The following is a 24,041-nucleotide window of genomic DNA, read 5'->3' on the forward strand; positions in this document are numbered from 1 at the left end:
CAGTTCGAATTATCTGCTTTGAAAAGCGAATGGGGAGGCGGCACCTTCCGGCACCGCCTCCCCATCGGCTCAGGGTAGTGAAACGCCTTCTTCGGGAAGGCCCATGCGCCGCTTTTCGGATTTCACCATTTCGGCGACATCGGCGAGCAGCTTTTTCGCATCATAAACGATGCCGTCCTTGATCGTGTAGCTGACCCCGCCGACGCGCTCGAGCTTCTGCGTCTGTTCGTTGAGGCGCAGCGCCCCGGTGCCGTATAGCGTCTTCAAGTTCTGAAGCGGGTTTTCCTTCACCAGCACCATGTCGGCGAGCTTGCCGACGCGCACCGTACCGATCGGCGGCGCGGCATTGCCCTTCGGCTCGTACAGCGTCAGCGCGCCGTTGAGCGTCGCGGCCTGCACCACCTGCGTCGGGTTGAAACCGGCTTCCTGAAGCAATTCGAGTTCCTCGACATAACCGAAGCCGTAGGTTTTGAAGATGAAGCCCGAATCCGAACCCGCCGTGACGCGGCCGCCGATATTCTTGTAGTCATTGATCAGGTGCATGAATTTCTTGTAGAAATTGCGCCACCGCACCTCTTTTTCGGTCGTCCAGTCGAAGAAGTAGGAGCCGTGATTTTCGCGCGACGACTGAAAGAAATTCCACAGCTGCGGCATCGTATATTTGCCGTGCCAGTCGGCATTGCGCGCGTGCATCAGGTCGCGCGACGCCGCATAGATCGTCATCGTCGGATCGAAGGTGACGCCATTTTTCTTCTGTGTCTGAAGATAATCCTTCCACTCGTCCGAACCCGGCTCGAAGCTCTCGCGATAGAGGTTCGCGACGTTGCTGAAGCGATCCTGCTCATCCATATAATTATAGCTCGGGTCCCAGTTCTGGACGGGACCTTCTTTCAGCAGCGATTCCATATGGCCATAGAAATGGGTGACGGTGCCCAGCCCGGTTTCACCCGCATGTCTGGCATCCATTCGCGCGACGCCGATCTGGCTGAGATGCGCGACGGTGCCGATATGCTGCTTCTTCGCCTCGTCATAAATGGCTTCGAGCACTTCGGGCGGCTGGGTCGGGTCGGCAGTGACTTTGATCCCGTCTATCCCGGCCTTGGCTGCCCAGCGCACCCATTCACGTGCTTTTTCGGGGGTGTTGGTCGTTCCGCCGGTCCAGCCGCGCCCGGTGCCGGGGCGGTGATAGGAAAAGATACGCGGCGCCGCGATTTCGTTGCGCGCCGAACGGGCACGCTCGCTCAGCGCGATTTCGAACGGCGCAAGGTCGACGCCGCGCACCGAAGTGACACCATGCGCCAGCCACAGCTTGTATGAATAGCTGAGGTCGGGCGCCTTGTCGTCGCTCGACCCGTGGACGTGCATGTCGATGAAGCCGGGCAGCATATACATGCCGGTTGCGTCGAGTTCATAATCGGCGTCGCGCGGCGCGCGGCCCTGAACCAGCGGCAGCCCGGGAGTGCCCGCAGCCTCGATCGCGGTGACGATATTGTTTTCGACGACGACATCGACCGGGCCGCGCGGCGGGGCGCCGCTGCCGTCGATCAGCGTCACGCCGCGGATAACCATCTTGCGGAACGGTCCGGCGCCCTCACCCTGCTGCCGCGCTGGTGCCGGAACCGCGCCGGCGCGCGCCTTCACCGGTTCGGGAGCGGGAGCGGCGGTCTGCGCCTGCACCGCCGTCGCCGCCAGCGTGCCCAGCAAGCCCGCACTTCCAACCATCAACGCGTGCCGCGCGACCAAGCCCAGTTTCTTCATGATGACCCCTCTCCGTTTCCCTTGGAAATCTTCGAAATATTGTAATTGCCGCCGCAACGGGCGGGCTGCGGGGAGCCCCCGCAGCCCGCCCGTCCCCATTGTCAGCGGAACCGCTTCGCGAGGCTGAGACCGATCGTCCGCGGCGGTGCGCCGTGGGTGACCGTCAGGCCGCCGGTGTTCGCGCTGCTCGATTTGGTCGTGATCGCCAGCGCATCGAACAGATTGTTCACATAGATATGCGCGCTCCAGTTGCCGTCGGGCGCCTCGACGCCGATCCGCGCGTTGACCAGCGCATATTCATCGACCTTGCGGCGATAGATGTCGGTCTTGGCGAGCGTCGAATAGGACGAACCCGAATAGCTGGCGTCAAGGCGCACCGACGCATCCAGGCTGTCGCTCAGCGACCAGCCATATTCGGCCGATCCGCTGACGTTCCACTTGGGAACGAAGGGCAGACGGTCGCCCTTGCGGCCAGCGGCGACGACAACCTGGCTGACCTGATCTTCGGTCAGCTTGGCATCGGTGTAGCCGACGTTGGCGATCAGCGAGAGGCCGTCGATCGGCGAGGCGTTGATTTCGGCCTCGACGCCCTTGATGCGCGCCGCGCCAACGTTGGAGATCAGCCCGAACACCGACCCGGTACCCGCCGTGCGGGCCGAGACCTGCATGTTCGACCAATCGATCTGATAGCCGGTCAGGTTGAAATAAATGCCCTGGATCGGCTGGCTCTTGAGGCCCAGTTCATAGTTCCAGAGGCTGTCGGCGCTGTATCCGGTGAGGGCGGCCGGCAGGCCGATCGCCTGATTGACGCCGCCGGGACGGAAACCTTCGGCCGCCTGCGCATAGATCATCAGGTCGCGGCTGAATTCATACGACAGGTTGAACTTGTGGACGAAGCCATTTTCGGTGGTCTGCGCCTGCGTATAAGCCGACGGGACCGACGCATAATGAATCTGGCCCTGATCGACGACGCCGCCAACGGTCTTGTCATATTCATACCAACGCGTGCCGACCGTCGCGGTCAGCTTGTCGAAGAATTTGTACGACAGCTCGGCAAACAGCGCCTTCTGCTTCAGATGATCGTCGATCGTGCGATCATAATAGATGTTCGCGGGGACGAACGGATTGAGTTCGCCGCTCGCCGGATTGGCACTGAGCAGCGTCGAACGCACCCAGGACTTGCGATCTTCCAGATAGCCGCCGAAGGTCCAGTTGAACGGGCCGCCGTCGGTCGACGAAAGCCGGATTTCGTTCGTCCAGTTCTTCACGCCCTGCGGCTGATAGAGGCTGGAGAATTGAATGGTACGCGTCAGGTCGAGATAGGGGGCAAGCTGTGCGGGCGTGCAGACACCCCCGGCCGGCTTCAGGTAGGTGACGCAGCCCGCAGCGGTGTCGCGGCCGTTGAAATTGTCGCTGACGTCACCGACGACCGTGCGGTCGCGGTCGAAATAGGTCGAAACCGCGGTCAGCGCGACCGGCCCGAAATCATAGCGCAGCGTACCGCTATAGATACGGCTTTCGTCATAATTGCCTGATTCCGAACGCGCGTTGGTCGTGTGACGCTCACCCGTTTCAAAGAACCAGCGCGACGCGTCGGTCGATACCTTGGTGTAATAAGCGCCCAGATCGATGGTCAGCGCGTCGGTCGGGGTGAAGCGCAGCAAGGCGCGGCCGCTATAGCTATAGCCGTCGTTGATATTCTTGGTGCCGTAATAGCTGTTGTCGATATAACCGCCGAACTGCTGATAGCTGCCGACGACGCGCAGCGCGAGCTTGTCCTCGACGATCGGCAGGTTGATCATCCCGTCGACCGACGCGCCCGGGCTGCCGCCCTTGACCGCCGACAAATTCACAGTGCCTGCGCCTTCGAGCAGGTCGGTCTTGGGCTTTTCATAGATGATGCGGACCGTGCCGCCCATCGAACCCGAACCATAAAGCGTGCCCTGAGGCCCGCGCAGCACTTCGGCGCGCTCGACGTCGAAGACGCGGAAGTCGGGGGTGCTGCCCGCCGCGTCGCTGGTCGTACCGACCGAGCCCGCCACCGGCGATTCGTCATAATAAACGCCAACCGTCGCTTCGCCCGCGCCGACGACACCGCGCAGGATGACGCGGCGGTTGCCCGGACCATTGTCGACGATGCGCAGGCTGGGGGTATTCTGGGTCAGCTCGGTGAAGCTGGTCGTCCCGGCACGCTCGAGCGAATCGCCCGTCACCGCCGAAATGGCGAGCGGCGTATCCTGAAGGCGGGTGCCGCGCTTCAGCGCGGTGACGACGATTTCACCGCCCGTCGCATGCGCATTGTCCTGAGTTTCCTGCTCTTCCTGGGCCATCGCCGGCGCGATGCCCATCGCGCACATGGCAGAAACCAGAAGCGCGGCGCGGGTGGAGCGACCGACGCAACGCACGGAAATTCCTGTCTTTTTCATTCTGTCTTCCCCTTTTTGCATTTTTGGCATTTTTTTCAAAGCTATCATCAGACCTCCCGAAGGTGCGTGGTATTTTGGGCAGAACGGCGTAGTTTATTCTCCCTATCTGTCATAAAACTGAAAAATCTTCGAATGCTATGGATAGAAATTCGATAAATCGTCTAGATTCCGGCCGGTAGACCCATGCATTGCCGGACGGAAATGCTGATCAGCCCGCGCAGGCGGAGATAATTCGTCAAACCGCACGCCCGGCCGGGCTTTTGTTTTCCGGGATATCGCCGTGCCGTCGGGCAATCGCGACCGCCTGTGGGCTCTGCGGACCCCGCGGCGCCTTGCGCTGCGATCCCGACTCCTGCCAAAAGCAGCGACGCCGTTTGTAAGACTGCTACCTTTGCGACCTACAGGCGAATATTTGGGTGGAGAATGTCCAGGCAGGGCGTATCTCCAGCGTTGACATGGAGAAGCGCAGATGAAAATCCTGATGAAGATTGCGATGTCGCTGGGCCTTGGCCTGTCGCTCACGGCCATTCCGGTACAGAGTCTCGCCGCCCTCCAACAGGGCGCGAAGGCACCCGACTTCACGCTGAACGCCGCGCAGGGAGGCAAGCCCTTCAGCCTCTCGCTGAAGCAGACGCTGAGAAACGGGCCGATCGTGCTCTACTTCTTCCCCGCCGCCTTTACGCCCGGCTGCACGATGGAGGCCCATCTTTTTGCCGAAGCGAACGGCGAGTTCAATCAGCTGGGCGCCCGCGTCATTGGCGTCACCGCCGGCAACATCGATCGTGTCGCGGAATTTTCCAAATCGGAATGCCGCAGCAAATTTGCTGTCGCAGCCGATCCGGGCGCCAGAGTCGCAGCGCAGTATGACGCCGCAATGCGCGGCCCGGGTCAGACGATGATCTCCAGCCGGACATCGTTCGTCATCGCGCCGAACGGCACCATCCTGTTGAGCTATACCGATCGCAGCCCGCAGGCTCATATCGAAAAGACGATGGCGGCGGTTCGCGCATGGAACGCCACCCACCGCTGATCCGCTCCGCAACACGATTATCCGGGATAGCTACCGCATGAAAACGCTTCTGGTTGCCGCCCTCGCGGCGCTTGCCCTCGCCCCGCTTTCGGCCACGGCAAAGGACCGCGGCGATATATTGATCCGTCACGCCACTATCGTCGATGTCGAACAGGGACGCCTGCTGCCTGATCAGGCCGTGGTGACGTCGGGTGACACGATCGTCGCGGTGGGCAGCGACGCCGAGGTTGCGAAGCAATGGACCGCAAAGCGGACGGTCGATGCCGGCAGCCGTTATCTGATCCCCGGCCTGTGGGACATGCACGTCCACTTCGGCGGCGGACCGCAACTGATCGCTGAGAATCAGGCGTTGCTGCCACTTTATGTCGCTCACGGAATTACGACGGTGCGCGATGCCTCGGGCGACTTGCCCGACGACGTGCTCCGCTGGCGCAGCTCCATCGCCGATGGCAGTCTGTTCGGACCCACCTTGCTCAGCTCGGGCCCCAAGATCGAGGGACTGAAGCCCGTCTGGAAAGGGACGATCGAAACGGGCTCGAAAGCGGAGGTCGATGCCGCGGTGGCACGGCTCAAGACACTCGACGTCGATTTTGTGAAGATAACCGACAGCACGCTGACGCCCGACCTGTTCCTCTATGCAGTGACCGCGGCGCGCTCTGCCGGTCTGCGCGTTTCGGGGCATATTCCGATGGCGCTGACGGTGGGGCAGGCCGTCGACGCCGGGATCAGTTCGATCGAGCATCTCGATTATGCGTTCAAGGCCGGGGTGAAGGACGAAGCCGCTATCGCCGCGGACTTTGCCGCAGGGCGTATCGACCGGGCCGAAGCCAATCGGCGCCTCGACGCCGGTTTCGACCCGGAAACCGCGATGGCCGCCTATCGCCAGCTCGCCGCGAAGCGCGTGTTTGTCACGCCCACCCTGAACGGCGGGCGGATCATCGCCTATCTCGATCGGGACGATCATAAGAATGACGATTATCTGGGGCTGATCGGCCCCGGGCTTCGCGCCACTTATAACTGGCGCGTCGAGCGCGCCGCCAAGGCCGACGCGGCAGCGATCGCGGCGCGCCACGCGCATTTCGAGCGCGAAGCGGCAGTGCTTCCGATGCTCGAGGCCGCAGGCGTAACGATCATGGCGGGAACCGACGCAGGTTTCCTGAACTCCTTTAACTATCCGGGCATTGGTCTCCATGACGAGCTCGCGCTCTTCGTCGAGAAGGGACTGACACCCGCGCAGGCGCTGGTGTCGGCGACGCGCGCAGGCCCCGACTGGTTCGGCAAGCTCGATCGCTATGGCTCGGTCGATCGCGGCAAGGCGGCCGATCTGGTGCTGCTCGATCGCAATCCGCTCGAGGACATCGCCGCGACACGGTCGATCCATGCGGTGATCCTGCGCGGCACCGTGCATGACCGCGCTGCGCTCGACGCCATGCTCGCGGACACGCGCGCCAAAGTCGCAGCATGGAATGCCACAGCGACGCCGCAGTAATCCGGCGCGGGACGGAGGAGCGCACCATGGATGAAACCGAACGCTTCCTCCGCGAAGCCATCTCCCTTGCTTATGCGAACGCCCGCAAGGGCGGACGCCCGTTCGGCGCGGTCATCGTCAAGGATGGCGCGATCGTTGCGACGGGCGTGAACGAAATCCTCGCCACCGGCGACCCGACCGCCCATGCGGAAATGGGCGCGATCCGCGCCGCGAGCCGGAAGCTGGCAGCCCCCGACCTGAAAGGCTGTTCGGTCTTTGCCAGCGGCCATCCTTGCCCGATGTGCATGGCGGCGATGCGCCTCGCCGGGATCGGCGAGGTCGTCTATGCCTATGACAATGACGACGGCGCGGCCTTTGGCCTGTCGACCGCGGCAATCTATGCCGATCTCGCAAAGCCTTTTGCCGAACAATCGATGGCGATCCGCCACGTCCCGGTCCGGCTGGAAACGGCAACGAACCTCTATTCCGACTGGCAAGCCATGCAGGATCAAAACCTGTAGCGAGGTCCGCCCCGGGGCCGCGTCAGAGGCTGCGCGCGATCACCATGCGCTGGATGTCCGACGTGCCCTCGTAAATCTGGCACACGCGCACGTCGCGATAGATTTTGGCGACGCCATATTCCTCGAGATAGCCATATCCGCCGAGCGTCTGGAGCGCGCCCGACACCACGGCTTCGGCCACCTCCGACGCGAACAGCTTCGCCATCGACGCCTCGGTCAGGCAGGGTTCTTTCCCATCCTTCACGCGCGCGGCATGCAGCACCAGCTGCCGCGCCGCCTCGAGCCGCGTCGCGAGATCGGCGAGGCGGAAACCCACCGCCTGATGCTCGATGATCGGCTTGCCAAAGCTCCGCCGATCCTTTGCATAGGCGGCCGCGATATCAAGCGCGGCCTGCGCCATGCCGACGCATTGGGCAGCGATGCCGATACGACCGGTTTCGAGGTTGGCGAGCGCGATGCGATAACCCTGCCCCGGCGCGCCGAGCAGAAGCTCGTCCTCGACGAACATATCATCGAAACGCAGCGCGCAGGTGTCCGACGCCCCCTGCCCCATTTTATGCTCGACCTTGTCCACCGCATAACCGGGCCGGTCGGTCGGAACGATGAAGGCCGAAAGACCCTTTTTGCCCGCCCCCGCATCCGTCACCGCGATGATCATGACGACGCCCGCGATCCGCCCCGAGGTGATGAACTGCTTGGCCCCGGTGATCCGCCATCCGCCATCGACCTTTTCGGCGCGGGTACGCACAGCAGAGGCGTCGGACCCGGCATCGGCTTCGGTCAGCGCAAAGGCACCGATCATGCGTCCGGCGATGAGGTCGGGAAGGAAGCGCGCCTTTTGTGCCTCACTGCCATCCTTGAGCAGCCCCGAGACGAGGATCGAATTCTGGATCGACACGATGGTCGAAAGCGCCCCGTCGGCGGCCGCAACCTCCATCAACGCCAGCGCATAGGACACCGCATCGGCATCGGCCCCGCCGAAAGCCTCGGGCGCGGTCATGCCCCACAGGCCGAGCGACGCCATCGCCTGAAACAGGTCGGGCGGATAGCCGCCTTCGGCCTCGAACCGCGCGCTGTGCGGGCGGATGACATCCTGCGCAAAGGCGCGCACCGAATCGCGGATGGCTCCCTGTATCTCGGTCAGACCCTTCATTATCCGTTCCTCTTTTCGTTCAGGCGGCGGCAGCTATCGTGATTGCGTCGTCGAGGCGCGCGAGCGCCTCCTGCAGGTTGGTGCGATACTGCGCCATCGCCTGCTCCTTGACCGGCCCATAGCCCCGGACCTCACCGGGAAGCGCCGCGATGGCAGCGATCGCGTCGAGGTTGCCCGCGTCGAGCCGCAGCAGCAGTCCGTCGATCATTGCCAGATAGTCGTCGCGCAGCGCGCGCTCGGCCCGGCGTTCGGCGGACCGTCCGAACGGGTCGGCCCAGCTATCCCGCAAGAGCCGCCCCTTGGCGAGAAGCGCCATCGCGCCGAATATCCACGGCCCGAATTTGCGCTTCGCGGGGCGTCCGGTACGCGCATCGATGCGCGACAACAGCGGCGGCGCCAGATAGATCGACAGCCGCTTCGTGCCGGAAAATTGCGCCGCCAGCGTCTGCCGAAAGGCAGGCTCGCTATAAAGGCGCGCGACCTCATATTCATCCTTATACGCCATCAGCTTATAGGCGTTGGCGGCGATCGCACGCACCAGCGCCGCGCCGCGCGCACCATGGGGCGCGGCGGCCGACGCAACGCGGCGCATCAGCACTGCATAGCGGTCGGCATAGGCCGCGTCCTGATAGGCGGTGAGATCGGTCGTGCGCCGCGCCACCAGTGCCGCGACATCCTCGTCTGCCAACGGGGATACAGCCTCGACGAGCCCCGCGATCGCATTCACCGCATCGGGATCGACCGCCGCCAGCCGCCCCCACGCAAAGGCGCGCTTGTTGAGCGCGACCGCAGCGCCATTGGCCTCGATCGCCGCGGCAAAGGCCTCCGCCGAAATCGGCAGCAGCCCCTTTTGCCAGGCATAGCCGACGATCAGCGTGTTCGCCGCGACAGTGTTGCCGAACAGCCCTTCGGCGATCCGTGTCGCGCGGAGCAGAAAGCCCCGGTCGCCCGCGCGAGACAGCAAAGTGTCGAGGATACGGGGGGTCGGCAGCACCGCGTCGCGGTCGGTGACGACGTCGGCGGTCGGCGTCTCGTCGGCATTGAGGACGATCGCCCCGCGCCCCGACGCCAACTTGCGCAGCGCGTCGGGACTCGCCGCCACGAGCGCGTCGGTGCCAAGGACCAGATCGGCTTCGCCGCCGCCGATACGCACCGCATGGATCGACGCGCCCGCCGCCGCGATCCGCACCTGACTGACCACCGCGCCATTTTTTTGCGCAAGGCCGGTGAAGTCGAGCACGGTCGACACCAGCCCGTCGATATGCGCCGCCATGCCGAGCAGCGCACCGACGGTCAGCACGCCCAGCCCGCCGATCCCCGCGACATAGATATTATAGGCTCCGTCGAGCGTCGGAAGCGCCGGCGCCGCAAGCGCGGCGAAGCGTTCGGCCTCGACCGCCGCGATCCGCGCGGCATCGGGCCCGCGCAGCACCGCACCCTCGATTTCGACGAAACTCGGGCAGAAACCCTTGAGGCACGAGAAATCCTTGTTGCACGCCGACTGGTCGATCCGGCGCTTCACCCCCTCCGGCGTCGGCAAGGGCTGCACCGCGATACAGTTTGATTGCACCGAACAATCGCCGCAGCCTTCGCAGACGCGCGGGTTGATGAACAACCGGCGGTCGGGATCGGCAAAGGCGCCGCGCTTGCGCCGCCGCCGCTTTTCTGCGGCACAGGTCTGTTCATAGACGATGGCGGTGACGCCGGGCGTGTCGCGCAGCGCGCGCTGGATCGCATCCATATCGTCGCGATGCGCGGCGACGACTCCGCCGGGCAGGTCCTGCCACTTCCCAGGATCGTCGCTGACGAAATTCACCCCTCCGACACCCTCCGCCAGCAATTGGGCGACGATGCGCGGCGGATCGATCACGCCTTCGGCCGGCTGGCCGCCCGTCATCGCCACCGCATCATTGTAAAGGATCTTGAAGGTGATGTTGGTCTTCGCCGCCACCGCCGCGCGGATCGCAAGCAGGCCGCTATGCTGATAGGTGCCGTCGCCGATATTCTGGAAGATATGGTCGGTTTTCGAAAAAGGCGCGGCGCCGACCCATTGCAGCCCCTCTCCGCCCATCTGGCTGAAGGTCGTCGTCTTCAGTTTCGGCACCGACAGCGCCATGACGTGACAGCCGATGCCGCCGCCCGAGATCGAGCCTTCGGGCGTCTTCGTCGAACTATTGTGCGGGCATCCCGAGCAGAAAAAGGGTTTGCGCGCCGGAAAGGGCACCACCACACCGCGCGACGCCATCGTCTCCAGCGCCTTCAATCGATCCGCGACGCCGACGGGGTCATGCGCCAGCCGGCCGGCCAGCGCCTGTGCCACCATCAATGGGGTGAACTCCATCACGACGGGCAGCAGCGGCTTGCCCTCGGCATCGCGCTTGCCGGTGACGCGGACGCGCTTGCCGCTCCGGTGGAACAGCGCCGTCTTGATCTGATCCTCGACGGTCGGCGCCTTTTCCTCGACGATGAAAATCTCGTCGGCGTCGCCCGCAAAGGCGAGCAGCGGATCGGCCGCAAGCGGCCAGCTCATCGCGACCTTATAGACCGAAACGCCGAGCGCCTCGGCTTCGTCCTCGCCGATGCCGAGATTTTCGAGCGCCTGCATGAAATCCTGATGCGCCTTGCCCACCGTAACGACGCAAAGCCGCTTCGCACGGCTTGCAAAGACCGGCGTGTCGATGCGATTGGCAACGGCCCAGCCGATCGCGGCAGGAATGCGCTCTTCGATCAGGCGGCGCTCATATTCGGCGCGCTCGGCGGGCCACTGGATCGCGGGGTCCCAGTTGAGCCCGTGCGGCGGGACCAGTCCGGCCGGCGCGATATAATCGGGATAAGGATCGGGAAGCGTGAAGGAAGCGGCACTTTCGACCACCTCGGCGATCGTCTTCATCGCGACCCATGTACCCGCGAAGCGCGACATCGCGATGCCCGCCATGCCGAGGGTCAATATGTCGGCGACATTGGCGGGCTGGAGCACCGGAATATGCGCCGACTGGAAGATGCCGTCGGTCTGGTGCGGAAACATCGACGATTGCGCGGCATGATCGTCGCCGCCGATCGCAAGCACGCCGCCGAGCGGTGACGTGCCGATCATATTGGCGTTGCGGAAGGCGTCGCCGCTGCGATCGACGCCGGGGCCCTTGCCGTACCAGATGCCGAACACGCCATCGACCTTCGACGGCCCGAACGCTTCGTGCATCTGCGCCCCCCACAGCGCGGTCGCCGCGAGATCTTCGTTGAGCCCGGGCTGAAAAACAACGTCATGCGCATCAAGATATTTCTGCGCTTTCCACAGCTGCTGGTCATAGGCGCCGATCGGCGAGCCGCGATAACCCGAGACGAGCCCGGCGGTGCTCAAACCGCGCCGCTGGTCGAAGCGGCGCTGCATCAGCGGCAGGCGAACAAGCGCCTGAATCCCCGTCATGAAAACAGGGCCTTCATCCGCATTGTAAATCGCCTCAAGGCTGACGACACGCTCCGGCTTCATCGCAATCTCCTTCGGCAGGAGGATAGGCGAGATGCGCCGAAAAAGGCCGCTAAACCCAACCGCGATCACGTTCGATATTAGAGAAATTTATCCAATATTTCTCATTTTACGATAATATTGACCATGACCGCTCATTCCGGCAGTGGATATCGATCGCTCCGGTCCACTTGGTCGGGCTCGAATCCCCCGCACCGAAGACCAGGAGACGAATATGACATCGGCGCCGTCGCTCGACGCTTACGACCTCAAAATATTGAAGAGGCTTTCGGTCGACGGGCGCATTACCTGGAGCGATCTGGCGGAAGAGATCGGCCTGTCGCTGACGCCGACGATCCGGCGCGTCCGGCAGCTGGAGGAAGCCGGCTACATCAGCGGCTATTTCGCGCGGCTCGATGAAAAGCGGCTGGCGGGCGGAATGATCGTCTTCATTTCGGTCACGCTGGAAAAACAGGTGCGCGAGGCGCTCGACGCCTTTGAGTCGGGGGTCGTCGACATGCCCGAAGTGATGAGCGGCTTCCTGATGTCGGGCGGCTCCGACTATCTTCTCCGCTCCGTGGTGCGCGATCTCGATCATTATCGCGACCTTCTCGACAAACTGACCCGATTGCCGGGGGTCGCGCATATTCAAAGCAGCTTCGCGCTCAATTCATTCGTCAATCGTGCGTCACCCCTCATCAATGCCGCGCGATAGGAAGAAAGGCCGATTGCCGACGGGCAGGCAGGATAGCTGCGGGTAAAGGCCCGCGCTTCCAACCTGCCCTTATCGGCAAGGCATAGCCGTCAGAAAGCCCAGGAGAATGTGGCCCTTCCGGCATGCGATTCTGCTCTGCTTGCGACGTCGCCGCTATAGGACAGGTCGAGCCGCGTGCGGTTTGACAGGGCGAGGCTGATACCGACGTCGGCCGCAAAGGCATCGCGCGCGATCGGGGCGCCCGCGATCCGGAACGACGGCGACGTATCGAACCCGCTGGCGGTGACGGCGACGCGATCGTCGAACGCATGCCGCCAACCGGCCGACAGCTTCAAATGGGCGCCCAGCGATCCCAGCGAGAAGCCCTGATCGAGCCGCGCGCCGAGGGTCGATACGCCCGTCGACATCTTGCCGCGCGCGACTTGCAGCGCCGCGGCGCCGCCCTGCTCGTTCATCCGCTCGCTATCAACCCAGATTTGCGCGATCTGCGCAAAGGGCTCGATCTGTGCCGAGCCGAAGTCGATCCGATAGCCGATTTCGGCGAACGCCTGCGCCGTCGAGGCGTCGAACTTGCCCGTCGTGACATCGCTGAAGTCCCCGAAGGCAATCCGGCGCGTGACATCGGCCTTGTGCCAGCTGAACGAATAGCCCGCCCGCAATGCCAGTGCCCCAAGCTCGGCGCCGGCGTAGACCCCGACATGATAGCTGTCGATGTCGGCCTCTGAAGACGCCGCACGAACGCTGGCGTCGCCCTGCTGATAGCCGCCGAAAGCGCCAAGCTGCACCGTCTCGCTCGCGATCGCATCGATCCCCATCAGGAAGCCCGCCGAGTCCTGCTTCATCCGGCGTGCATTGCCGTCCCCGTCCAGATGCCCGCGCGACCCAAGGCCTTGCATCCACAGGCGCGCACCCGGCTCGGCATCGGCCGCCGCGCCAAAGTGACGCATCCGGTCCAGCGCCGCACCGCGCACGAACCGGCTGTCCTGCACAAAGCCCGCCAGAAGCGACGGATAGATTTCGCCCGACAGCTGATCGAACGCGAGGCGCGCGCCATGTTCATCGAGCAGAAGCACGGTGTCGAACAGCGGGTTGCCGAAGCTCAGTTCCTCGACGCCGTTCGCGACCTCTCCCTGATTGGGCGTCACCGCGACATCCGAAAAATCGATGTCGTTGCGCGCAAGGGTCAGGGTTACCGCGTTGGCGCTATAGCCCAGCGTCGGGTCGAGGAAGGCGAAGCTCGACGTTATATTGGAAAATACGCCCTGAACGCCGCCCGCCGCGGTCAGGATCGTATAGGTGGTGAGCGGCCGGTAGTTGCCGTCGAGGCCGATGTGGACCACCGAACCACCGTTCAGCACAGCGCGGCCCGATGCCGCAATCAGGTCGGCCGTCGCTCCGGCGGGGTCGACCTCCACCTCATAGATCGAACCGGGCGCAAAGCTGATGTCGCCATTGACATTCAGCGTCCCGATCGAGTTGCCGGGCGCGATCGTCGCACCGCTGGCGACAGTAACGCTGCCCACCGTCCCGGTTCCCGACAGCCGCGTTCCAGCGGCCAGTGCCAGCGCGGATTGCGCCAGCGATCCGTTGACGGCAAGTTCGCCGCCCAGCAGCCGCGTCTGACCCGTAAAGCCCGACGTGCCGGTCAGGACAAGCCGCCCAGCACCGGTCTTTTCAAACACGCCGCCGCCGCTGATCGCACCGGCAAAGCTCCCCGCTGCCGCCTGCGCGAACTCGACCGCCCCGTCGGCACGGATCGCGTTGGCGCCGAACGCCGCGGCATCGCCGCGCAGCCTTCCGCCCGATATCTCGAACCCGCCGGTCAGGCTGCTTGGGCCGCTCAGCGTCGTCGTCCCGCCTCCCGCCTGAACGAAGCGGCCGCTGCCCGACAGCGCATTGCCGAAGACGATATTGTCGCTGCGGTTGATGACCAGCGTCCCGTCGTTGACCACCGCGCCGCCGATCGCACCCGACGTCCCGCCGTTGCCGAGCTGCAGCGTGCCGCCCGAAATCAGCGTGCCGCCCGAATGGCTGTTCACGCCGGTCAGCGTCAGCGTCCCCGCACCCGTCTTCACGAGCCCCCCGCTGCCCGCAATCGTCCCCGCGAACTGCGTCGATGTCGTATCGCCGACCGTCAGTACCGTCGCTGCGCTGCTGCCCGTCTGGACCGTACCGGCGCCGCTCAGCGATGCGATCGTTGTGCTGAACCCGGCGAGGTCGAAGGTCGCGCCGGCGGTCTGCGTCAGCGCTGCGATGCCGGTGGTCGTACCGGTGAGCGTGATGCTACCATTATTGCCGATATTGCCATTGAGTTGGCCCGCGAGGCTGGTGGTTCCGCTGTTCGTCAGCGCCCCGTCGATCCGTCCGGTCGAGACAAGCGACCCCGTGTTCACGACGCTGGTGGCAATCGTACCCGCGTTCGCCAGCGTCGCGTTGTTCGTCACGCCGCTGCCGCCGATCGCCCCGGTCGCGGAGATCTGGAGCGTGCCCTGCGCCACCGTCGTCGCACCCGAATAATCGCTGACGCCATTCAGAGTGAGCGCGCCGCTGCCCGTCTTGGTCAGCCCGCCCGCACCCGAGATCATGCCCGCAAAGCTCGTATTGCCGTTCGCGCCGCCGGTGGTCAGCGTCGCGCCGCCCAGTTCGATCGCACCCGCTCCGGAAATCGAGCCGATGCTGGTGTCGAACCCGCCAAGATCGAGGTTGCCCGCCGCATCCTGCGTCAGCGCTGTTATCCCGCTCGTCGCGCCGGTCAGCGTTACGCTTCCTGTGTTGCCGAGCGCGCCGTTCAGCTGGCCCGCAAGCGACGCCGTGCCGCTGTTCGACAGTGCGCCGTTGATGATGCCGGTCGAGGTCAGCGTGTCGCTGTTCGTGATACCGCTATTGATCGTGCCGGCATTTTCGAGACCGGCGTTGTTGACCACGCCTGCGCCCCCGATCGAGCCCGATGCCGCGATCCGCAAGACACCTTCGGACACGGTGGTGACGCCCGCATAGCCGTTCGCCGCGCCCAGCACGAGCGTGCCCGCACCGGTCTTGGTCAGCCCGCCATTGCCCGAAATGCCGACATTGACCGTCGCCAGCGGCGCGTCGACGTCGATGACCGAGAAGCCGCCGGTCGTCGCAAGCGCGCCGCCTGCCCCGGCTTGCAATGTGTAGCCCGCGGTGTCGAAGCGCAGTTCCTGAAAGACCTGTGTTCCCTCAACGGTGACATTGCCGCCGCTCGCGCCGCCAAAGACTGCGACCTGGCCTTGCCATGCGTCGTTGACGCCAAAGCCCGTCTGCGTGGTCCAGTTGGTCCCGGCTGCGTTCCACACGCCGCTGCCGCCATCGCCGTTCGCTACCACGCTGGCGCCCGTCGTATCGGCGCCATCCCAATATTGGACGATCTGCCCGGCCCCATCGCCGAGCAGCAGGTTCACCTGACCATTGATATTGGTGAGGACCGTCGGCGTGTAACCGCCCGCGATCGACCCGATGTTGAGACCATTGTCGGTCAGCGTCCCGCCATAGTTGAACAGGCGATAATAGCCGGGCCCGTAAGCCGGCGCGACAGCGATCGTGTTGAGCGTACCGTCGAGCGTCAGATCGCCGCCGACATTGACCAGATCGTTGTTCGCGCCGCCGACCGTACCCGCTTCACCCAGTTCGAAGTTGAGGGTCGTGCCGGCACCCAGCAGCAGATTGCCCGCAATGTTCAGCGTCCCCGGGCTGTTGCCCGGCGCCAGCGTACCATTGCGCGCATCGACGTCGCCGAAGAAGGTGCCGCTACCGCCCAGCGTGCCCGCCGCACCGACGACAAGCTGCGCGCTATTCCCCGCCACGTCACCAAAATCGCCATCAATCGCCAGACGCCCGGCATCGACGAACACGCTGCCGGTAAAGTTCTGGCCCGCGACATTGCTGCCCGTCAGAACCGTCGTGCCGGTCCCCAACTGACGCAACGTACCGTTGCCAGTGATCCGGTTCGTGACCGTGCCGAGGTCGCTGCGGTTGAAATGCAGTGCGGCATTGTTGACGATATTGCCCGCGAGCGCGCCCGTCGTGCCGCCATTACCGATTTGCAGGATACCGCTATTGATCGTCGTGCCACCGGCAATGTCGTTATTGCCCGTCAGCGTGAGTGTACCCGTTCCGCTTTTGACCAGAGCGCCGCCTGCCGGAAAGTCGGCAAGACTGCCGGAGAACAGCGTGGAGACGTTGTTGGCGCCAACCGTCAATGTCGAAGCCGAGTGTATGAAAACATTCCCTGCGCCGGCCAGTGAACCGATCGTCTCCGACGCGTAGACCTGCAGCATACCACCCGCGTTGACGGTGACCGCGACATTGTCTTCGATTGCCTGACTATTGAAAAGCTGGAGCGAACCGCCGTTGACAGTCAGCGGACCAGTGAAGCTGTTGGCTGCGAACAGCCCGACGACGCCCGATCCGTCCTTGGTGAGGCTCGTCAACTGGCCGATGCTGCCCGCAATACTCATACGGCCGGCGCCACCCAATGTCAGGTCGTTACCGCCCCCGTTTATTGCAGAAAGGAACAGCGAACCGGCGTCCGAGTTGATCCGCGCGCCCGCGCCGGTCGTGACGGTTCCGTCCCACGAGTTTGTGCCCCCGATATTCCGAAGCGCGCCGCCGCCCGCAACGCCGGCCCCGTTCAGCGTGAGTGCCTCGCCCGCTATGTTGACGTCGCCTGCAAGCTCGAGTGCGCCGCCGCTCTCCACGATGGTGCCGCCCGCGGCCGATCCAAGCGCATCGCTGTTGCTGACGCTCAGCGTACCCGCCTGAACGGTGGTCACGCCGGTAAAGCTGCTGGCCCCGGACAGCGTCAGCCGCCCCCCACCTGCCTTGACGAGCCGACCCGCGCCGGTGATCCGGTTGGTGGCCGTCATGTCGTTCGACCGGTTGAAGATGAGGCTGGCACCGCCACCGATGCCAATGTCTCCCCCGGCGAGCGATCCGGTCGCGCCGCCGTTACCGATCTGCAGCGTGCCGGCATTGATCTGCGTGCTTCCGCTGTAGCTGTTGGCGCCTGTGAGAGCGAAAACACCGCTGCCGTTTTTGATCAGGCTACCAACGCTTCCGGCAACGCGGTTTTCTTCGACGATCTGTCCGGAGAAGGTCGACGACATATTGTTGCCGCCGGTCGTGAGCGCCGTCGCCCCCCCGGTCGCGCTCAGGATGACCAGTCCCTTACCCTGGAGCGATCCGATCGTTTCCGAAGCGCCCATCTGATAGCTGCCGTTGACCGTAAGCGACGCGCTGTCGGCGATCGACGCGCCCCCCAACGTCTGCAAGGAACCGCTGCTGATCGTAACCGAACCGAGAAAGCTGTTCGCGCCGCCCATGAACAGGACGCCGGTGCCATCATAGGTCAGCGAGGTGATATCGCTGATCTCGCTCTGGAACTGGACGCGCCCCGATCCGCCGATGATCAGCGCGTTGCCGCCACCTGACACCGCGCCATTGACGTTCAGCGTGTCGACGAAATTGGCGCTGCCCTCCGCGTTGATCCGGGTAGTCGAGCCAAGCGTGATATCGCCATTGACGGTGTTGAGGCCGGAGATGTTGCGCAATGCTCCGAGGTTCGTGACCCCGAGGCCGGCCAGCACCAGATCGTCGTCGACGTTGATGCCGCCTCGAAGCTCCAGCGCCCCGCCGCTTTGCACCACCGTATTGCCAGCCGTAGTCCCGAGCGCGCTGCTGTTGCGGACATCCAGTATCCCACCCGATCGGACCGTGGTGACCCCCGAATAGCTGTTGGCGCCATTAAGCGTCAAAGTACCGAGCTGCAGTTCGAGGGTGCCTGTGCCGCTGATGTCGCCATTGATGGCAATGGTGCCAGTTCGATTAATTTGCAGCACGGAGTTGTTGACGATGTCGCCAGACCCCATCGTTCCGGTGGCGCCTCCATTTCCGATCTGCAATGTTCCCGCGCTGATCGTCGTGGTGCCGGAATAGTCGTTGGTACTCGCAAGGGTCAGCGTTCCGGTGCCAACCTTGACGATGTTTAGCCGCGAACCGCCAGTTTCCGTTATCAGCCCTGAAAAGCTCGTCGACAGATTGAGCCCGCCGACCGTGAGTATCTGGTTGGCCGCCCCGCCGTCCTGGGTCGTGGCGAAAACGGTGCCTGTCCCGCCAAGCGCGCCCAGAGTTATCGTTCCATCGCTGGCTTGAAGTGAGGTGCTGCCGCCGCCAACCATGATAGCGTTGGCGCGGCTGCCATTCGACTCAATGGCAAACTGCAGGAAACCATTGGAGACGTAAATGTCCGTCTGGGTTCCGGTGAAATCGCTGGTGCCCGTCATTTGCAGACTGGCCGGAGAGGTGCCGTCGACATTGATCCTCTGGATCACCCCAGACTGATTGTTGATGCCACTGCCGAGAAGATTGGTGATAGAGGAGATGTTGATGGTGCGCACAGGCGCATTGGCATCGAAGCGCAGACCGCCCAACACACTGACGCCGGAAAGAGAAATCTGGGCCGGCGCACCATTATTCTGAAAGACGGCCGTCTCGCCCGGTGCATCGGCTACATCGTTGCCGCTCCAGTTGGTTGCCGAGGTCCAGTCCGTGCCGGGGCCGACGTAAATGCGATCCTGCGCATGGGCCGGCGTTGCGATGGCGCCGAAGGACATACCCGCCGCGAGAAAGGTGGCGGCCAGAAACGGATGTTCTTGCCGCGCCGCCTTCAGAATCGACCGTTCACCCCGACGATATGCCATGACCACCCCCTATTTCCCGAAAATCGCACGGTTTCTGAAAGGCTTCCGCCGAAAGGTCAACCGGAATAGATGCCGAAAGCCTGTATATCCGGGCCGCACAACAGGCCGCATCGCTCCGCGCCCGACGGCACCGTGGCATGGCGGAAGATGGCGAATGTCGTTTCCGGCCCCATTGGCGGCCGGTCGCTCGGCCTTCGACCCGATATATGCGCAAGCGGGCGAAGCCGGGGCTTGCAATGGAAACCGGCATCACGATAGAGGGCCGACATTCGCAAGGACCCGGTGCAACTCCGGGTGGCTATTCCGGCCGCCGATCCGCCGGACAACATCGCACATGCAAATTTGAACGCGGCCTGCACGCGCCTTTGTCTTCGCGCCCTGTCCCTTCGCGCCATGTGTCTTGATGTGAGCATTTCATGTTGAACGGATTTCATTCCTACCGCCAGCAATGGTTCGCCGGCGGCGCAACCCTGCGCGCCGATATTCTCGCCGGCATCGTCGTCGCTCTTGCCCTGATCCCCGAGGCGATCGGCTTCTCGATCATCGCCGGGGTCGACCCGCGCGTCGGTCTCTACGCCTCGATCGCGATCGCGATCGTCATCTCCTTCACGGGCGGGCGGCCCGGAATGATCTCGGCGGCAACGGCCGCCGTCGCGGTGCTCGTCGTCCCGCTCGTGCGCGAACATGGTGTCGAATATCTCTTCGCCGCAACGATATTGATGGGCATCATTCAGATCGTTGCCGGCCTGCTGCGTCTCGACCTTGTCATGCAATTCGTGTCCCGCTCGGTGATCACGGGCTTCGTCAACGCGCTCGCCATTCTCATCTTCATGGCGCAATGGCCGCAGCTCGTGAATGTGACATGGCATGCCTATGCGATGATCGCCGGCGGACTTGCGATCATTTACCTGCTGCCGCGCGTGACCAGAGCCGTCCCTTCGCCTCTCGTCGCCATCCTGATCCTGTCGGCGATCAGCATCGGCTTCGGCCTTCCGGTGAACACCGTCGGCGACATGGGCAAATTGCCTGAGGGTCTTCCCAGCCTCGTCCTGCCGAACGTCCCGCTGACGTTCGAAACGCTCAAGATCATCCTTCCCTATTCGCTGACGATGGCGGCGGTCGGCCTGCTGGAATCGCTACTCACCGCACAAATCATTGACGACATGACGCATAGCGACAGCGACAAGCGGCGCGAGTGCGCGGGCCAAGGCACCGCCAACATCGCCGCCGCCTTCGTGGGCGGAATGGGCGGTTGCGCCATGATCGGCCAATCGGTCATCAATGTGACCTCGGGCGGCCGGACCCGCCTGTCCACCCTGACCGCCGGCGTGACGCTGCTCCTCCTGCTTGCCCTGCTCGGCCCCTATGTCGGTCGCATGCCGATGCCCGCGCTGGTGGCGGTGATGATCATGGTATCGATCGGAACCTTCAGCTGGAATTCGATAGCCAACCTGCGCCGCCACCCTCCCACCTCATCGATCGTGATGGTGGCGACGGTCGTCGTCGTCGTCGCGACCCATGATCTCTCGCTTGGCGTCCTCACGGGCGTATTGCTGTCGGGCATTTTCTTTGCCGCCAAGGTCCAGCGGATGTTCGAAGTGCGGCGCGAGCTATCCCAAGACAGCGCCAAGACCACCTATTTCGTGACCGGCCAGATCTTCTTCGCCTCGGTCGAGCGCTTCACACGGAGCTTCCAGGTCGACGAAAGCACATCGACCATCGTTATCGACGTCTCGGCTGCGCATTTCTGGGACATCTCCGGCGTCGGCGCGCTCGACAAGATCATTGCCCGCCTCCGCCGCGATGGCCGTGTCGTGGAGGTGATTGGCTATAATCGGGCAAGCGCGGATATCGTCGACAAGTTTGCACGGCACGACAAGACCGGGTTCGAGCTGGGAGCCGTGCCGCATTGATACGGGACCGCCATTTGATGCCCGCTTCGGGTCGGCGGCGTCTGGCACGACCTCATCTTTCCCTTCGGGACCCCGGACGCTGAACGGCGCACACACGGACGGTCCCTCTGGCGTTGCACGCAGATGGCGGACGTTGGACAGGGTCCGCAGCAGGCTCCTTCCGGCCCGGCACCGGCCGCGTGTCAGGCGGCAAGGTCTCGCGCATAGGTAAGGTCCGCGACGAACGCCTTGCGCTCCTCGGCGGCACGCGCCGGGTCGGGCATGCGGAGCAGGAAAGACGGATGGATCGTCGCGATCAGCCTGCTCCCTCCCGCCAGTTCATGCGCCGCGCCGCGCATCGACCTGATGCTCGCGCTCTTGCCCATAACCGCGCGCAACGCGCTGGCACCCAGCGTAATGATCAGGTCGGGCTGAACCAGCGCGCGCTCCTTGTCGAGCCACGAGCGGCAGATGTCGATCTCGCCAGCCGTCGGGTTCTGGTGGAGGCGCCGCTTGCCGCGCGGCTCGAACTTGAAATGCTTGACCGCGTTGGTCAGGAACAGCCGCGTGCGATCGAGCCCCGCTTCTTCGAGCGCGTCGTTCAGCACCTGCCCTGCCGGGCCCACGAACGGCCGACCCTGCAAATCTTCCTGATCCCCCGGCTGTTCGCCGACGACCATGATCCGCGCGCGCTCCGGCCCCTCGCCCGCCACGCCTTGCGTGGCGTTGCACCCGATCGGGCAGCGCGCGCAGCGATCGATCGCGCGCGCCAGCTCGCCCAGCGTCTTCCCGTCATCATCAGGGAGCGATTCGCCGGGCACGCGCGTCCGCCATTTGTCGGTCATCGGATTCGCCATGGAAACCGCGGCTTCGCGCATCCGTTCCACCCGCGCCTCAGCCCCCGCAAGCAGCGGCGCAATGTCCTGCGCCTCAGGCAGGTTCTTCCAATATTTCTTAGGCATCTCGGCGCGCATCGCGTCGATCTTGACCCGCGCGGGGTTGAAGATTGCGCCATAATAGGTGCGCCACTGATCCTCGACGACATCGCTTTCGGGCACCTCATCCTTCGTCCCGCCCGGGCCGTAGATCAGCTTTTCATCCCGCCAGATCGCGCGCGCATCGGGCGTCACGATCGCCCAGTCCATTCCGGTGAAGCGCCGCTGAAAGAAAGGCGCGGTCAGCCGCACGATGCGGTGGGTGGGTTCGAACCAGGCCGCGAAACTTTCGCGTCCCGCCTCTTCACCCAGCCGGCGAAAACGTACAAAGGCGTGCATCTTGTGAACGTCGCGGCGGATCGCCTTGTCCGCCTTGCGAAGCCAGTCGACCTCGGCATCGGTCGTTCGCATGAGCAGTTGCCGGTCGCGCGCCGCGCGCCAGATGATGCGGTAAAGCCGTGCCGGAACCTCGGGGTCGCGATGACAGATCACCCGCTCGGCGATCTCAAGCAATTCGCGCGGCAACGACACGGCACCCGCGGGCGCTGCGACCGCTTCGTCCCCGAAAAGCGATCCGCCCTCCTCGCTCCCCCGCCAGCTTACATCTTCGGGCGCGACCCCGCCCGCAAGCAGCCCCCGCGCCGCGCTCCGCCATTCGGCAAAATCGCCGGGCTCGGCGAGCACCACCTCTCTCACAGCGCGAGCGCCAGCTGCTCCGCCGGTGGCGCGAAACGCGCCCGCAGATCGGCGCTGTCGATGAGCTTGCCCGGCCGCCAGTCGGGCGTGACGATGAACGGCAAAACCTTCTTCACCGACGCTGTCAGCTTCGCCAGATCGCCGAGCCGCAGCTTGCCCAGCCGCCGCGCCGCAACGATGCGGTCGACCGCGCGCGTCCCCAGCCCCGGCACGCGCAGCAGCAGTTCGCGCGGCGCGCGGTTGATGTCGACCGGGAACGCCTCGCGCCGCATCAGTGCCCATGCGAGCTTCGGGTCGATCGCAAGATCGAGCATCCCGCCGCTCGCCCCCGCCATGATTTCGGCGCGCTCAAAACCATAGAAGCGCAGCAGCCAGTCGGCCTGATACAGCCGATGCTCGCGCATGAGCGGAGGTCGCACCGGCGGCAGGTCGCTGCTCGCATCGGGGATCGGGCTATACGCCGAATAATAGACGCGGCGGAGCCGGTAACCCGAATAGAGGTTCGTTGCGGTTTTCAAAATATCGTCGTCGCGCGCCGCATCCGCACCGACGATCATCTGGGTCGATTGCCCTGCCGGTGCAAAACGCGGAGGCATCGCCTTGCCGATCAGCCGGCTCTTCGCGGCCTCGATCGCATCCTCGGCACCGACGCGCACCGACGCCATTGTCTTGCGGATCGTCTCGGGCTTCTTCTCGGGCGCGAAGCTCGACAGGCCCGCTTCAGTCGGCAGCTCGACATTGGTCGACAGCCGATCGGCATAAAGCCCCGCGAGCGCGATCAGCGCGGGATCGGCACCCGCGATCGTCTTCAGATGAATATAGCCGCCGAAACGATGCTCCTCGCGCAGGATACGCGCGACCTCGACCAACTGCTCCATCGTATAATCTTCGGACCGGATGATCCCCGACGACAGGAACAGCCCCTCGATATAATTGCGCTTGTAGAAATCGAGCGTCAGCCGGACGACCTCCTGCGGGCTGAACCGCGCGCGCTCGACATTGCTCGACGCGCGGTTGATGCAGAAACGGCAGTCATAGATGCAGAAATTGGTCAGCAGGATCTTGAGCAGCGAGATGCATCGTCCGTCGGGGGCATAGCTGTGGCAAATACCCATACCTTCCGTCGACCCGATGCCCTTGGTTTGGGTCGAATCGCGCTTTACCGTCCCCGACGAGGCGCAGGAGGCATCATATTTGGCCGCGTCAGCCAGAATACCAAGCTTTTCGAGGGTCGTTTTACCGCTCATGCCATTTGAATAGCATCA

12 protein-coding genes and 1 other annotated feature are annotated in these 24,041 nt (G+C 64.1%); of the genes, 5 read left to right on the top strand and 7 right to left on the bottom strand.

The annotated features are described in order from the left end of the window. Positions 1–69: 69 nt before the first annotated feature. Positions 70–1,722: an amidohydrolase family protein gene (locus ACSYDV_RS05495; RefSeq protein ID WP_438322853.1), complete on the bottom strand. Its 1,653-nt coding sequence runs from the start codon at positions 1,720–1,722 to the stop codon at positions 70–72. Between the two features lie 137 nt (positions 1,723–1,859). Then, positions 1,860–4,184 carry a TonB-dependent receptor gene (locus tag ACSYDV_RS05500; RefSeq protein ID WP_438322730.1) on the bottom strand — a complete coding sequence of 775 codons (2,325 nt, stop codon included), beginning with the start codon at positions 4,182–4,184 and terminating at the stop codon, positions 1,860–1,862. A 469-nt stretch (positions 4,185–4,653) separates the two neighbouring features. On the opposite strand from ACSYDV_RS05500, the gene ACSYDV_RS05505 reads away from it, so the two are divergent. The 3 genes from ACSYDV_RS05505 to ACSYDV_RS05515 are packed head-to-tail and all read left to right on the top strand — an operon-like array spanning position 4,654 to position 7,203. Continuing rightward, positions 4,654–5,214, top strand: coding sequence for a peroxiredoxin (locus ACSYDV_RS05505; RefSeq protein WP_438322731.1), 561 nt, complete (start codon positions 4,654–4,656; stop codon positions 5,212–5,214). Between the two features lie 37 nt (positions 5,215–5,251). Next, complete coding sequence (locus ACSYDV_RS05510) at positions 5,252–6,703, top strand: amidohydrolase family protein (RefSeq protein WP_438322732.1); 1,452 nt, start codon at positions 5,252–5,254, stop codon at positions 6,701–6,703. A 26-nt stretch (positions 6,704–6,729) separates the two neighbouring features. Beyond that, complete coding sequence (locus ACSYDV_RS05515) at positions 6,730–7,203, top strand: nucleoside deaminase (protein WP_438322734.1); 474 nt, start codon at positions 6,730–6,732, stop codon at positions 7,201–7,203. Between the two features lie 22 nt (positions 7,204–7,225). Here the strand turns inward: ACSYDV_RS05515 and ACSYDV_RS05520 are convergent, their stop codons facing one another. Both ACSYDV_RS05520 and ACSYDV_RS05525 read right to left on the bottom strand, forming a co-directional pair. Continuing rightward, on the bottom strand, positions 7,226–8,356 hold the full coding sequence (locus ACSYDV_RS05520; RefSeq protein WP_438322735.1) for an acyl-CoA dehydrogenase family protein: 1,131 nt from the start codon (positions 8,354–8,356) through the stop codon (positions 7,226–7,228). 19 nt (positions 8,357–8,375) lie between these two features. Continuing rightward, complete coding sequence (locus ACSYDV_RS05525; RefSeq protein WP_438322736.1) at positions 8,376–11,843, bottom strand: indolepyruvate ferredoxin oxidoreductase family protein; 3,468 nt, start codon at positions 11,841–11,843, stop codon at positions 8,376–8,378. 211 nt (positions 11,844–12,054) lie between these two features. Between ACSYDV_RS05525 and ACSYDV_RS05530 the strand changes: the two genes are divergently transcribed. Then, entirely contained in the window at positions 12,055–12,534 is a 480-nt protein-coding gene (locus ACSYDV_RS05530) for an Lrp/AsnC family transcriptional regulator (RefSeq protein WP_438322737.1), read from the top strand. 89 nt (positions 12,535–12,623) lie between these two features. Here the strand turns inward: ACSYDV_RS05530 and ACSYDV_RS05535 are convergent, their stop codons facing one another. Next, positions 12,624–19,253, bottom strand: coding sequence for an autotransporter-associated beta strand repeat-containing protein (locus ACSYDV_RS05535; protein ID WP_438322739.1), 6,630 nt, complete (start codon positions 19,251–19,253; stop codon positions 12,624–12,626). Positions 19,254–19,525: 272 nt separating this feature from the next. After that, positions 19,526–19,581, top strand: a sequence feature (sul1 is cis-regulatory element that is thought to sense ions involved in sulfur or methionine metabolism; They are found in Alphaproteobacteria). Between the two features lie 88 nt (positions 19,582–19,669). Here ACSYDV_RS05535 and ACSYDV_RS05540 point away from each other — a divergent pair. After that, positions 19,670–21,166 carry a SulP family inorganic anion transporter gene (locus tag ACSYDV_RS05540; protein ID WP_438322740.1) on the top strand — a complete coding sequence of 499 codons (1,497 nt, stop codon included), beginning with the start codon at positions 19,670–19,672 and terminating at the stop codon, positions 21,164–21,166. A 182-nt stretch (positions 21,167–21,348) separates the two neighbouring features. On the opposite strand, the gene ACSYDV_RS05545 is transcribed toward ACSYDV_RS05540, so the two are convergent. Both ACSYDV_RS05545 and ACSYDV_RS05550 read right to left on the bottom strand, forming a co-directional pair. Beyond that, positions 21,349–22,776 carry a UdgX family uracil-DNA binding protein gene (locus ACSYDV_RS05545; protein ID WP_438322741.1) on the bottom strand — a complete coding sequence of 476 codons (1,428 nt, stop codon included), beginning with the start codon at positions 22,774–22,776 and terminating at the stop codon, positions 21,349–21,351. Continuing rightward, positions 22,773–24,023 (bottom strand): putative DNA modification/repair radical SAM protein, encoded by a 1,251-nt coding sequence (locus tag ACSYDV_RS05550; protein WP_438322742.1) that lies wholly within the window; start codon positions 24,021–24,023, stop codon positions 22,773–22,775. Before ACSYDV_RS05550 ends, ACSYDV_RS05545 begins: the two co-directional genes overlap by 4 nt. Positions 24,024–24,041 lie beyond the last annotated feature (18 nt).

Origin of the sequence: Sphingopyxis selenitireducens (assembly GCF_051550705.1) — a bacterium.
GTDB lineage: Bacteria > Pseudomonadota > Alphaproteobacteria > Sphingomonadales > Sphingomonadaceae > Sphingopyxis.